General features: G+C 61.9%; 12 protein-coding genes. 7 read left to right on the top strand and 5 right to left on the bottom strand.

The annotated features are described in order from the left end of the window. Positions 1-294 precede the first annotated feature (294 nt). The gene (locus JQ629_RS25685) at positions 295-1,404 is read left to right on the top strand and encodes an HlyD family secretion protein (protein ID WP_212414996.1); all 1,110 of its coding nucleotides are present in this window, start codon (positions 295-297) and stop codon (positions 1,402-1,404) included. Positions 1,405-1,453: 49 nt separating this feature from the next. Here the strand turns inward: JQ629_RS25685 and JQ629_RS25680 are convergent, their stop codons facing one another. The 4 genes from JQ629_RS25680 to carA all read right to left on the bottom strand — a co-directional run bounded on the left by JQ629_RS25680 (position 1,454) and on the right by carA (position 6,013). Then, a complete protein-coding gene (locus JQ629_RS25680; RefSeq protein WP_212414995.1) occupies positions 1,454-2,908 on the bottom strand; it encodes a DUF1254 domain-containing protein in 1,455 nt (484 codons plus the stop codon). A 533-nt stretch (positions 2,909-3,441) separates the two neighbouring features. Continuing rightward, positions 3,442-3,969 (bottom strand): hypothetical protein, encoded by a 528-nt coding sequence (locus JQ629_RS25675; protein WP_212414994.1) that lies wholly within the window; start codon positions 3,967-3,969, stop codon positions 3,442-3,444. A gap of 68 nt (positions 3,970-4,037) precedes the next feature. After that, a complete protein-coding gene (locus tag JQ629_RS25670; protein ID WP_212414993.1) occupies positions 4,038-4,532 on the bottom strand; it encodes a PaaI family thioesterase in 495 nt (164 codons plus the stop codon). A 290-nt stretch (positions 4,533-4,822) separates the two neighbouring features. Beyond that, a complete protein-coding gene (gene carA, locus JQ629_RS25665) occupies positions 4,823-6,013 on the bottom strand; it encodes a glutamine-hydrolyzing carbamoyl-phosphate synthase small subunit (RefSeq protein WP_212414992.1) in 1,191 nt (396 codons plus the stop codon). Positions 6,014-6,235: 222 nt separating this feature from the next. Here carA and JQ629_RS25660 point away from each other — a divergent pair, with 222 nt between their 5' ends. The 6 genes from JQ629_RS25660 to JQ629_RS25635 all read left to right on the top strand — a co-directional run bounded on the left by JQ629_RS25660 (position 6,236) and on the right by JQ629_RS25635 (position 10,627). Next, positions 6,236-6,937, top strand: coding sequence for an alpha/beta fold hydrolase (locus JQ629_RS25660; protein ID WP_212414991.1), 702 nt, complete (start codon positions 6,236-6,238; stop codon positions 6,935-6,937). Positions 6,938-6,994: 57 nt separating this feature from the next. Then, positions 6,995-7,450, top strand: coding sequence for a GatB/YqeY domain-containing protein (locus JQ629_RS25655; RefSeq protein ID WP_212414990.1), 456 nt, complete (start codon positions 6,995-6,997; stop codon positions 7,448-7,450). Positions 7,451-7,608: 158 nt separating this feature from the next. Then, positions 7,609-9,219 carry an acyl-CoA synthetase gene (locus tag JQ629_RS25650; protein ID WP_212414989.1) on the top strand — a complete coding sequence of 537 codons (1,611 nt, stop codon included), beginning with the start codon at positions 7,609-7,611 and terminating at the stop codon, positions 9,217-9,219. Between the two features lie 32 nt (positions 9,220-9,251). Beyond that, on the top strand, positions 9,252-9,722 hold the full coding sequence (locus JQ629_RS25645; RefSeq protein WP_212414988.1) for a MarR family winged helix-turn-helix transcriptional regulator: 471 nt from the start codon (positions 9,252-9,254) through the stop codon (positions 9,720-9,722). 94 nt (positions 9,723-9,816) lie between these two features. Further along, complete coding sequence (locus JQ629_RS25640; RefSeq protein ID WP_212415023.1) at positions 9,817-10,170, top strand: nuclear transport factor 2 family protein; 354 nt, start codon at positions 9,817-9,819, stop codon at positions 10,168-10,170. 19 nt (positions 10,171-10,189) lie between these two features. Next, complete coding sequence (locus JQ629_RS25635; protein ID WP_212414987.1) at positions 10,190-10,627, top strand: hypothetical protein; 438 nt, start codon at positions 10,190-10,192, stop codon at positions 10,625-10,627. A 130-nt stretch (positions 10,628-10,757) separates the two neighbouring features. Here JQ629_RS25635 and JQ629_RS25630 read toward each other — a convergent pair whose 3' ends face one another. Then, positions 10,758-12,983, bottom strand: a complete 2,226-nt coding sequence (locus JQ629_RS25630; RefSeq protein WP_212414986.1) for an ATP-binding protein — start codon at positions 12,981-12,983, stop codon at positions 10,758-10,760. Between the last annotated feature and the right edge of the window lie 162 nt (positions 12,984-13,145).

Genomic DNA, 13,145 nt, shown 5'->3' with positions numbered 1-13,145 from the left:
CCGAAGTGTCAGCCACGCTTCCATAGTTTCGTGAGCCGACATCTTCTCCCAGCACCGCATGCAACTTCGGAAACTTCACTTCCGAAATCTTCCAAAGCAAATCTAGCTCCGGAGCGAGAGAGACTGCGTACGCAAGAGATCGCGTATCCCGGAGAACGCGCAGCGTGACTACACGAAACGCCTCAGGCGTTTGCAGGGTCGAAACAACGTGCTGGAAAAGCAGGAGCAATGTAGCTAACGGTTGAGGCGTCTTCAGCTACCTCCGCGCGCACAAACCAACAATGAGGGCCAGCCATGGTCATTATTTTGTGCCTTTACCTCGTCGCGCTGTGGGCCTTGTTCTCGAAATTCAAACTGGTGCGTTGGGGCTGGGTGTCCGGAGCGATTTCGATCGCTGTTGGAATATTCATTCTCGCAACATTTCTCGCGCTTTTCAATTATCTCACGCCGTCGGGGCGGGTGACGGTCACCGGCCGCGTGGTTGAGGTGACGCCGAATGTGACCGGGCAAATTGTGGCGATCCCGGTCAGGCCGAACGTGCCGGTGAAGGCCAACGATGTGCTGTTTCAAATCGACCCGGCTCCGTTCCAGTACAAGGTCACGCAGTTGCAGGCGTCGCTCGCTGCTGCAAAGCAGCAGACTGAAATCCTGAAATCGAATTACGAGCAGGCAACGGCGAATGTCAGCGGGCTCACCACGCAGGTCGCCTACAACAAGAAGCGGCTCGACGATATTCAGACGCTCGCCGCTGACGATGCCAACTCGCAGTTTCAGGCGCAGGACAAGCAGGTCCAGTATGAAACCGTGTCGGCACAGCTCGGCGCGGCCAAGGCCGCACAGCAGAGCGCCAAGCTCGCGATGGATTCCGAGATCGGCGGCGTCAACACATCAGTCGCGCAGCTACAGGCGCAACTCGACAACGCCAACTGGGAATTGTCGCAGACGAGCATTCGTGCGCCGGCCGACGGCTATGTCACCGTCGTTGCATTGACTGTCGGCGATCGTGCGCTGCAGGCGCGCTCGGCGATGTCGTTCATCGTCGAGAAGGAGATCACGCTGGTTGGAATGTTTTCTCAGAACGGCTTTCAGACCATCAAGGAAGGCACCGCTGTCGATATCGTTTTCGACAACGTCCCGGGACGGATCTATCACGCGAAGATTACCGCCATTCCGAAGGGCATCGGCCAGGGGCAGATCGCCGTGTCGGGAACGCTGGCGCGCACCAATACGTTCGGCGGGGCGACGGTGTTTCCGGCGGAGATCGCGATACCTGACGGGATGAGCCGGGAGTCGCTGCGTCTGGGGATGTCCGGCAGCGCCACTGCATTTTCCGAGAAGGCGGGCGTGATCGGCCTTCTGGCGTCGATCCTGGGGTGGATCAGTTCCTATACGGCGTATCTTTAGCCGTACGCGGTCGAACGCCGGCGCCGAAGCGCCGGCGTTCCGTCAGCTTTCACTGAGCTGATATCCCCACCGTTGTCTGCGTCTTCACGACCGGCGGCGGATTCCATTTTCCGGTCAGCGCCTCCGACTTCGGCGCGTACAGCCGCATCGTCAGATTGAACGGCGCCTTCGGTGCGGGAAGCCAGTTGGCTTCGAGCTCCTTGCCCGGGCTCGCGTTCTGGAAGTAAAGGTCGAGCGAGCCATCCGCATTGGTTTTGAACGGCATCCAGCTGCTCACCGCAAAGCGATTCAGCGGGTTGCCGACCTGGAATCCGTCCTGGTCGTAGAGCGTGATCGACCAGAACGCATTGACGGGCGGCGTGGCGCCCTTCTCGAAGGTGATGGTGTATTTGTTGGCGCCGTCCAGCGGCTTGCCGGATTCGTCGGCGAGATTGAGCGGATAGATCGCATCCTCGACCACATTCGCGCCAAGACCTTGCTGCGCGAGAATGGCTCGCTTCAAGTAGTAATTGCCGTAGACGCCCACCGTGTCGGTGTTCATCGACCAGCCGTTGGCAACCCGCGCCAGTGTCGGCAGTTTCCAGGCCATCAGTTTCTGCGCGTCCTGCGGCGCGGTTTCCAGCGCCCGTTGCAGGGCAGGATCGAGCTTGCCGACGTCAAAGCTCTTGCCAGGTTCGATGCCGATTTTCTTCATCTGCGCGATGATCGGTTCGTCGGTTATGTGCGGCGGATGCAGCTTGAGCAACTCGGCTGCATTGGCGAAATACACGCCGGCCGACATCGTATCGACCTGCGTCTTCGGCGGCGTCTTCATGTCGACGCTGGGGTCCGGTTTGAATTCGACCGGCTTTGGCGTTTTGCCATACTCGGAAAGCAGCGCGACCTTGTAGCCGGCCTGGATTTTGCGGACGGCGTCATAGTCCGGCGGTCCGTCGGTCTTGGTCCGGCCGATCAGCCAGACGTAAGGCGTTGGCGCGTCGATGCGTTGGGTGTCCTTTGGAAGCTTGAACTCCTCGGCGAACCTGTCGCGCAGATCCGGCCGCCAGCCCGCCGGCGCCACCAGGAATGTCCCGGCCTTGGTGCCGGTGGTTCGCCAGCCCGGCGACGCAAAAACATCGGTCCACATGTCGAGCATCGGCAGCAAATAGTAGCGTCCATCAGTATCGGGCGCCGAGATGACGACAGGCTCCTTGGTCATGTCGAGCCAGGAGACGGAATACAGCGTGTCGAAGTTGGAGCGTACGACACCCTTGAAATCCGCCGGCGGGTATTCCGCCACGTTGACGAAGGTGTTCATCGGGCCCCTGAAATCGGTGGTGCCGTTGGTGAATTGCTTGCGGGATATGTCCATCGACATGATGGAGTAAAAATACACATAGGCGTCCACCGCGATGGCGTGCGCCTCCTGTTCGGTAACGGGCGCCGCCGCTTGGGCCAGCGCAGGTGGCGCAGCGGCTGCGCCAAGGCAGAGAGACAATGTCAGCGTCAGAATTCCTCGAAGCATGTCGAATCCTCCTCGTCTGATGTGTGCAGTCTCTTGATGTTTGCCGCGGCCCCTTGCGTTTATGCCGTGTCCTCCTGCGGTATATTTCTGCTGCCGTGAGAACATGCCGCGCAGGCCGCATAAGGCGCCCCGAGGCGCATGCAGAATCGAAACAGGGTCGATAAAGGTAGATGCGATTAGGCTGACGTACGGATGTCGCTTGCGGTATCGCTTGAAGGGCCGCTTCGCCTGCCTGTCACGCGGGCCTTCTACGAAGAGCACTTTATCACGGACGGATCATCTGGAACAGTCGCGGTCGCTGCTCCGTGCTTTGCATGCCGGCGTTGCAGGTGATGTTTTCAAATTCCGCCTCGTCCAACCGGTTGGTTGTTTGCGACCGTCGCTGTGTCGTTAGCGCGATTGTTCCCGCGAGATTCTTCGCAGTTTTGAATGATCGCGCGCCGTCTATGCACTTTGTGCCAGATAGAAGTGCGGAGGAAGCGACGCCCAAACGTGACAGGACAAATCGTCGCAAGCCTACGCGAACCGAACTGTCAGCCACGCTTCCACAGTTTCACGAGCGGTCCATTCGCCCCCATCACCGGATCGGCCTTTGGCAGTTTCACGTTCGGAATCGTCTTCAACGCCTTGGCGTGATTCTCCGGCGTCGCGCGCGTGATTTCGGCCGGCGGGCCGGGCGGATAGGCGCCGACGACGGAAAAATCAGCGCTCGACGACAGGCATTGATGCCCGGTGCCGGCGGGCAGGATCGCGACGTCGCCGGCCGCGATCGCAAGCTCCGTGCCATTGTCGCCGCCGAACCGCACGATGGCGTTGCCGCGGGCGACCCCGAGCACTTCGTGCACGGTGGCGTGGTAGTGCAAATAATCATAGACGCCGTTGCGCCACATCGCGCCCCAGCCATTGGCGCCGAACAGGCCCTCGATGGTTTTTTCGGGGTGATCGTTATCGACGTCGATCGCGCGCTTGTAGACCAGGAGCGGCATCTTGCTGTTCGGCACCAGGCCGTCATCGACGAAGTCGAAGGTGAGCGGCTGAAGGTCTTCGCTGACGACGGACATGATCGTTCTCCCACGTACAAACCATACGTCGGGATTCAACCGCTGTCAGGGCCTCGCGTTCCCTTGGCTCATGCTTTCGGGATTTCAAACACCAGGCAGGTCGTGGTGGCGTGGGCAAGCAGGCGGCCCTTGGAATCGGTGATGCGCGCTTCCGCGGTGGCGGCGCGGCGGCCGACGCTGAGCGTGCGGCCTTCCGACTTCACAGGGCCGGTATCCTTGGTCATGCCCTTGATGAAGGAGATCTTGAATTCCAGCGTGGTGTAGCCGGTGCCGGCCGGCAGCGTGGTGTGGACCGCCAGCCCCATCGCGGAATCCAGCAGGATCGCGGCGTAGCCGCCATGCACCGAGCCGATCGGATTGTAGTGCCGGAAGCCCGGCACGCTGTGAAAGGTCACGACGCCGTTCTCGGCGGTGGAATCGAACGGCTCGACATTCTCCATGATCGGTGGCGCCGGCAGTTTGCCCTCGAAGATCGCGCGGACGAACTCAAGACCCGTCATCGACGCCATCACGCTGGTCGGCGTCACGCCGTATTCGACCTTGGGGGTGGTGGAGCTGTTCATGGGGCGGTTCCTGTGCTTTAGATGTTTAGTATCATACTATAGCGAATAGCGCGGCAACAGGTCATTCGTCACATGAATTCTCGTCATGCCCCGGCGTCGATCCGGTCATGGATGGTATTTTTTAATGAAGTATTGCCGCAAGCGCCAACGTCATCCCCGGACGAACGCAGCTGCGTTCGCTCGGGAGGTGCGCGCTCTTGCGCGCCTCGAAGGATGGGCCACGGGCATCCTCATCCTTCGAGGCTCGCAAGCGCTCGCACCTCAGGATGACGGTAAGAGCGGCGTCGGTTTTACGCCTTCTTGTTCGCCCGCATCAGATCCGCGAACCGCTTGAACAGGTAATGCGAATCCCGCGGCCCGGGTGAGGCTTCCGGGTGGTACTGCACCGAGAATACCGGCTTGCCGTCGAGCTGGATGCCGCAATTGGAGCCGTCGAACAGCGAGATGTGGGTCTGCGTGGCGCCCTTCGGCAGCGTCTTTTCGTCCACCGCGAAGCCGTGGTTCATGGACGTGATTTCCACCTTGCCGGTGGTTTCGTCTTTCACTGGATGATTGGCGCCGTGATGGCCCTGGTGCATCTTCTTGGTCCTGGCGCCGACGGCGAGGCCCAGCATCTGATGGCCGAGGCAGATGCCGAAGGTCGGCGTGCCCGAATCGATCACCTGCTTGATCACAGGCACCGCGTATTTGCCGGTCTCGGCGGGATCGCCGGGGCCGTTAGAGAGAAACACGCCGTCCGGCTTCATCGCCAAAATGTCTTCGGCTGATGTCGTTGCCGGCACCACGGTGATCTTGCAGCCTTCGCCCGCGAGCAGCCGTAGGATGTTGCGCTTGATGCCGTAGTCGATCGCGACCACGTTGAATTCGGGCGCGGTCTGGCGGCCAAAGCCCTTTTCCCAGCCCCACGGCGTCTCGTCCCAGGTGAAGCGCTGGGCCGAGGTCACCATCGGCACCAGATCCATGCCTTCTAGGCCGGGCCATTCGCGCGCTTCTTCCTTGAGGCCGTGCAGGTCGAACTTGCCGTCCTTGGCGTGCGCGATCACGGCATTCGGCATGCCCTTGGAGCGGATCAGCGCGGTCAGCGCGCGGGTGTCGATGCCGGAAAGGCCGATGATGCCGCGCGCCCTCAGCCATCCGTCGAGATGCTTTGCCGAGCGGTAGTTCGAGGGATCGGTGATGGCGGAGCGCAGGATCACGCCGCGCGCACCCGGCGTCGCCGCCATGTTCACCGTCTCGATATCCTCGTCGTTGGTGCCGACGTTGCCGATATGCGGGAAGGTGAAGGTGATGAGCTGCCCGGCATAGGAGGGATCGGTGAGGATCTCCTCATAGCCGGTCATCGCGGTGTTGAAGCAGACTTCGCCGACCGCCTGGCCTTCCGCGCCGAGGCCAAAGCCTTCCAGCACGGTGCCATCGGCGAGCACGAGGAGCGCGGTCGGTTTGAGGTCCGGCCAGGCTGACGAGTTTTCAGGGATTGTCATGAGCGCATTACATAGTCGGCGTACCCCGCCGCGTGAACCCCCAAAAACGCGGATTCACACGCGTTTCACTGCATATTTGACAGGCTGTGCCACCAGCCTAATCTGGAGTTCCCATTTCATAGCGTTTTCGAGCGAAGTGGACGCCGGTTCGCGTCAAGAAAACGCGTCAAAACAAGAAGCTAGGGCCGCTTTTCACCCCAAAGCGCCCAATCAGGAGTCCGCATGGACAATACGATGCCGATCCTGCTCGTTCCGGGTCTTGCGTGCTCGCCGCGGCTCTTTGGGCCCGTGGTGCCGGCCCTGTGGCAATTGGGGCCGGTGACGGTCGCCAACCACATGCGCGACGACAATATGGGCGCGATCGCCCGGCGGATCCTGGCCGAGGCGCCACCGCGCTTTGCGCTCGCCGGGCATTCCATGGGCGGCTATATCGCCTTTGAGATCATGCGGCAGGCGCCGGAGCGGGTGGCGAAGCTGGCGCTGATCAACACCCAGGCGCGGCCCGACTCCGGTGAAGCGACGACCCGCCGCCAGGGCATGATCGCCCGTGCAAAAGGCGGCGAATACCGCGCCGTGCTCGACGAGCTGTTTCCCGGCTTCGTGCACCCGTCGCGGCAGGGCGATGCCGCGTTGCGCCAGCTTGTCCATGACATGGGCGACGATATCGGGCCGGAGGCGTTCGTCCGCCAGCAGACCGCCGTGATCGGGCGGCCGGATTCGCGCCCCACGCTGGCGTGGATCAGATGTCCGACGCTGGTGCTGACCGGCGACCAGGACAACACCATCCCGAACTCGCTCTCGATGGAGATGGCAAGCGGCATTCCCGGAGCCAAACTGGTGGTGCTGGCCAATTGCGGTCACCTGCCACAGGTGGAAGCGCCGCAGGAGACCGCCGACGCGCTGACGGAATGGCTTCGGAGCTAGGTTGTTTCGAGAGCACGAACAGCCTAGATCAGGGCGTTGAAGCCAAAGGATACGAAAATGCTGCGCGACGACATCAACAATGCGGTCAAGGACGCGATGCGGGCCAAGGACGAGCGCAAGCTCTCCACGCTGCGCATGGTCAACTCGACCATCAAGAACGCCGACATCGCCGCACGCGGGGAGGGCAAGCCGCCGCTCAGCGATGCCGACCTGCTCGGCGTGTTCCAGAAGATGATCAAGCAGCGCCAGGAATCCGTCGAACTCTACGACAAGGGTGGCCGCGCCGAACTCGCCGCGCAGGAGCGCGAGGAGATCGCGGTGATCTCCGCTTATTTGCCGAAGCAGATGTCGGAGGACGACGTCAAGGCGGCGATATCGGCCGCGGTCACTGAAACCGGCGCCGCGGGCATGAAGGACATGGGCAAGGTGATCGCGGTGCTGAAGGCGAAATACGCCGGCCAGATGGATTTTGGTAAAGCCAGCGGATTGGTGAAGGCGGCGCTCGGGGGGTGAGGTATGTTGTCGTCCCGGGCTTGACCCGGGACCCATAGCCACCGGCGGTGATTGTTCTAGCGCGCTGGTCGTTGTCTTCCTTTTCCAACAACGTCAGCCGCGGAGTATGGGTCCCGGCCTTCGCCGGGACGACAAAATAATTCGAAGGCCTCTTCCCCATGCTCACGGAAGCCAAGACCTACGACGAGCTCTACAAAAACTTCCGCTGGGACATTCCGGCGCGGTTCAACATCGCGACCGCGTGCTGCGACCGTCATGCCGATGGCTCTGGCCGTCTTGCGCTGATCTATATCGACGAGGACGGCACCGCGACGCGGACCTCGTTCGACGAGGTCGCGGACATGTCGCGCCGCTTCGCCAATGTGCTTGACGCCGATGGCCTCATCCGCGGCGACCGCGTCGCGGTGTTCCTGTCGCAATCGCTGGAATTGCCGATCGCCCATCTGGCGGCGTTTCGCTCCGGCCTGATCTCGATTCCCCTGTTCGCGCTGTTCGGCGAGGACGCGCTGGAGTTTCGGCTCTCCAATTCCGAGGCCAAGGCTGTCATCACCGACGAGGCCGGCTGGAACAAGCTCGCAAAGATCCGCGACCGTCTGCCCGAGCTGAAGACCATCTATGTGATTGGCGACCGCGCGCCCGCGGGCACCAAGCCATTCTGGTCTTCGTTGAACGCCGCATCACCGGATTTTACGACCGTCGATACGTCGGCCGACGATCCCGGCCTGATCATCTACACCTCGGGCACCACAGGAAATCCCAAGGGCGCGCTGCACGCGCACCGCGTCGTGCTCGGCCATCTGCCCAATGTCGAGATGTGCCACGACTTCATTCCGAAACCCGGCGACCTGATGTGGACGCCGGCGGACTGGGCCTGGATCGGCGGCCTGATCAACGGCCTGTTTGCGTTCTGGTACCACGGCGTGCCGCTGGTCGGGCACCGCGCGCGCAAATTCGAGCCGCAGGCCGCGATGCAAATCATGGCCGAGCACGGCATCCGCAACGTGTTCCTGCCGCCGACGGCGCTGAAACTGATGCGGCAGGCCGGCGTGACCAACTCGGGCGTAAATCTTCGCAGCATCTTCACCGGCGGCGAGTCGCTCGGCGGCGAATTGCTCGACTGGGTGCGCGCGACTTTCGGCGTCGATGCCCATGAAGTGTTCGGCCAGACCGAATGCAATCTCGTGATCGGCAGCAATTCCAAACTGTTTCCGATCCGGCCGGGTTCGATGGGTCGGGCGACCCCCGGTTTTGACGTGCGCATCGTCGACGACCAGGGCGAGGAGCTGCCGCGTGGCACCCGCGGCGTCATCGGCGTTCGCCAGCCTTGTCCCTGCACCATGATCGAATATTGGCGCAATCCGGAAGCGACCGCGAAAAAATACGCCGGCGAATTTCTGCTGACCGGCGATCTCGGCGTGCAGGATGAGGACGGTTACTTCTGGTATGTCAGCCGCGAGGACGACGTCATCACCACGGCCGGCTATCGCGTCGGGCCGTCGGAGATCGAGCACACCTTGATGAAGCACCCGGCGGTGGCGATGTCGGCGGTGGTCGGTATTCCCGATCCGATCCGAACCGAGTCGATCAAGGCCTGGATCGTGCTGCGTCCGGGCTTTGCGCCCAGCGACGCGCTGGCGCGTGAGATCCAGGAATTCGTGAAAGTTCAACTCGCCGCCCACGAATATCCGCGCTTCGTGCAGTTCGCGGAAAGCCTCCCCATGACCGCGACCGGCAAGGTGCTGCGACGCGAATTGCGGGCGCTGGGGTAAATCTGTTCGGTCAATTCTTTGCGGTTAGAAAAATGCAAAAAACTGTTCCTCACGCCGCGGGCTTGCACCGCGCCTCGCTCAAGAAGCTCCATGATTTGGACGCGGCGCTGGAGCTGATGTATTACGGCTGGCGCGGGATGACGCTTTCCGCCGATCAGTATCTTGCGACCCTTGGCCTGTCGCGCCCGCACCACCGCATTCTCTATGTGGTGGCCAGGCAGCCCGACGTCTCGATCGGCTCGCTGATCGAGATTCTCGGCATATCCAAGCAAGCCTTGAACCGGCCGCTCAACCTGCTGCTGGAGCGCAAACTGCTGACATCGAGGCGGTCGCCCGAGCAGCATCGCTCCAAATTGCTGCGGCTGACGGAAGCAGGAAAACGCACGGAACAACGGGCATCAGACTACGAGCGCAAGGTCGTGAGCGAGGCGTTTGATCGTGTCGGACCCCGTGGCGCTGCGGCGTGGATGGCCGTCATGGGGGCCATCGCTGACAACAATTGATTTCTAAGGTCAACATAGTTGACTTGAAAGCCGTGCCGTGACAACTTTCTCTGCAGTGATGCCGGGGAGGTGCGGGAGCTTGAGCAAACAGACGATGGACCGGGCAGCCGCCGGACGCTTTGTCGAGGCGTGGTGCGCAAGCTGGTGCAAGGTTGATATCGACGCTGTCGTGTCGCATTTTGCCGAGAACGCGGAGATGCGCTCCCCTTTGGCGATCAAACTGACGGATTCCCCTGTGGTCGCGGGCGCCGAAAATATTCGTGACTACTGGCGCAAGGCCTACGGACACATCGAGAGCGCGGACCTTAAAATCCTGAGCTGGAGCTGGGACGACACGATCGCGCGCCTGACGGTCTGGTGGCAACTGGGCGACACGCGCGCCAGCGAGTTCATGGACTTCGACGCTGCGGGCCGTGTGGTGCGCAGCGAGGCCTTCTACGGAAAATAGCCATGTACGGAAAGTAACGATGCGATTTTCGGATTTCGTTCTGCTTCTCAACACACTCTGGTTCGGCGGCGCCTTCATCCAGTTCAGCATTGCCCAGAGCAATACGCTGAAAATACTGCTGCCCCGGGAGGAGCGCGGAAACCCGATCGCGCCGACCTTGTCGGCCAGCGTGGCGTTCCTGGGCGGGATCAATCTGCCAATCGCCCTTTTGTCGCTGTATCTGCTGGCCCGGCCGCCCTTCTTCGGGGCCACTGACGCACAGCTTGCGTTATTCCTGTTCTTTGCGGCGTGTCACTTCAGCCAGTTCGCCTATAACCTTCCGGTCCTGATGCGCGGGGGACGCGTCGGGGTGGCATACTGGCCCGTGTTGAAGGGCCCGATGCTCCGGATCTTTGTCATCGACGCGATACTGTTCGTGGCAAATCTTGTCGTGGTCTTCCTGCTGCTGTCCTCCTAGAGCGTGATGATTTTTCTTCGCTTCATCATCCCGCTCCAGCTTTTTGTTTGAGCATGATCTCCGCGCAAACGCTGCGCGTTTGTCGCGAGGGAAAACCGGTTCCCACTTTTCCGGATCATGCTCTAGCCGCTCAACCCCCCTTCAGCACCAACCTCAGCATCAGCGCCAGGTCGTTTCGCCGGTACGGCTTGTTCAGAATTTTCGCTTCACTGTCGAGGCCGTCGAGCGGCTGGACCGGATGTTCGGTGTAGCCGGAAGTGAAGAGCACCTTGAGTTCGGGCCGCAGCCGCGATGCTTCCCTGGCAAGCTGTGGTCCGAACATGCCGCCGGGCATCACGACATCCGTAAACAGCAGATCGATCTCGCTGCGTTGGCGCAATACCTCCAGCGCCTCGCGCCCGTTGCGTGTCACGATGACGCGATAGCCAAGCTCCTTCAGCTCCTTTGCAACATAAGCACGCACCAGATCATTGTCCTCGACAACGAGAATGGTCTCGGTGCCGGCATGCGCGGCGGGCTGGTCAGCGGGCGGCGCGGCGCCTCTGTGCGGCGCATTGATGCGGGGGAAGAAAAGCCTGACGGCGGTGCCACGTCCCGGCTCGGAGCGTATTTGCATCGCGCCGCCGGATTGTTTTGCAAACCCATAGACCATGCTGAGGCCGAGGCCCGTGCCTTTGCCCACCTCCTTGGTGGTAAAGAACGGCTCGAAGGCGCGGCTGGCCACTTCGGCAATCATGCCGCTGCCGGTATCGGTCACGGCCACCTTGACGTAATCGCCGGGCCGGGCCTCGCCATTGACGTCGAGGTCGGATTCCTCGAGCGCGATATTGCGTACCTCGACCGTCAGCTTGCCGCCCTGCGGCATCGCATCGCGCGCGTTGAGCACCAGATTGAGCAGCGCGGACGCCAACTGACCGGGATCGACGCTGGCGCGCCACAAGTCCCGATCGATCAGGAATTCGCATTCGATATGTTCGCCCAGGGTCCGCCGCAGCAATTGTTCCATGCCGAGAATTTTCTGGCCGATGTCGATGTCCTGCGGCGTCAAGGGCTGCTTGCGGGCGAAGGCAAGCAGGCTTCTTGTGAGGTCCGAGCCGCGCTCGGCGGCGGTTGCGATGCTGTCGGCGATGCTGTGCAGTTCCCGGTTCGCGGCCAGCTTCTCGGCGAGGTATTCCGCGTTGCCCAGGATGACGGTCAGGAGATTGTTGAAATCGTGCGCGACGCCGCCGGTGAGTTGACCCATCGCCTCCATCTTCTGGGATTGGCTGAGCTTTTGATTGAGCTCGTCGATGGCGGCGCGCTGCCGCTCGAGCGACTCGGCGGTGCCGTTGAGCAGCGTCATCAGCCCGCCCAGTTCGCCGCCTGGATGCGGCTCGGGAATCCGCGCGCTCAAGTCGCCAAGTCCGAGCCTCCGCGCCATCCCGGCGAGCCGTCCGACCTGACGGCCGACGCCCAAAGTCGCCAGCAGCAATACGCCGGCAAGCAGCAGCAGCGAGGCCACCGCAAGCATCGCCAGATCCTCGTAGAGGCGGCGGTTGGCGGCGGCAAACAGGCCGTCCTTGGGTAATCCCACCATGATATAGAGGCCGGCATCCCGGGTCGAAGGCGAGCGGGCGATGGCCCACACATGCGTCCGGCCCTCTGCGTCCTTCATCTCGTGGAACGGCCCTCGGTCAGCTGCGGCGGCAAACCGGAACAGATCCGAGTTTGCGATCGATGCACCGGCGGGCACGGTCCATCCCTTCCCCTGCGGGGCAACCAGGACGGTGCCTTTCCTGTCAACCAGCAGCACGTCCTTGCCGTTCAGGAGGCGCGTGTCGTATTCGGCGAATTTGCGCAAGTTGAACGACGCCAGCAGGACGAATTTCAGCTCGCCGGATTCCGTGCGGGTGGGGTACGCGATCTGCAACACGGAGGTGCCGGTCAGCCGGCCGAACACCGGCTCCAGCGTGACGATGCCGTGCGCCGTCAGGGCCTGCTTGAAATAGGCACGGTCCCGCAAGTCGAGGGTGCGGTTGGTCCGCAGCGAGTCGCAGAACAGGGCGCCGTCAGGCGTGATGGTCAGAATGCCGGTGAATTGCGGGTATTCCTCGCGCACCGCGGAGAGGAAGGCCGAACACGCCACCTTGTCTGACGTGTCGAGGTCGCGCGCGCGGGCCAGGCCATAGTGAAGCTGCGCCGTGCCCTGAATTTTCTCGTCCAGATCCTTGGAAATGTCGTCGGCCGTTGCCGACAAATTGGCGAGCGCCGCGTTTACTTCGCTGGTGCGATTTTGAGCAAAGCGCAGTCCCACGAGGATAGCCGGCACCAGCATGGCCGCGATAACGAGTATCAGTAGCCGGGTGCGCAGGCTCATCGGTCCGTAATTTTCGCGCTCGAATCAGGCAGTTTCATTTTTAACTAATAATGTGCGGCAATCGTGTGCCGCTCCGTCCGCCGGAGGGATGGCAAATGCCCCTTGCGACAAGCGGGCCGGCAGTTTTCAAATGGCTTCTATTGGAATCCCTCGGAGCGACCC

Origin of the sequence: Bradyrhizobium sp. AUGA SZCCT0222 (assembly GCF_018130205.1) — a bacterium.
Taxonomy (GTDB): domain Bacteria; phylum Pseudomonadota; class Alphaproteobacteria; order Rhizobiales; family Xanthobacteraceae; genus Bradyrhizobium.
Note: the sequence above shows the minus strand (reverse complement) of the source record. Positions and strands in the feature narration are given on the sequence as shown.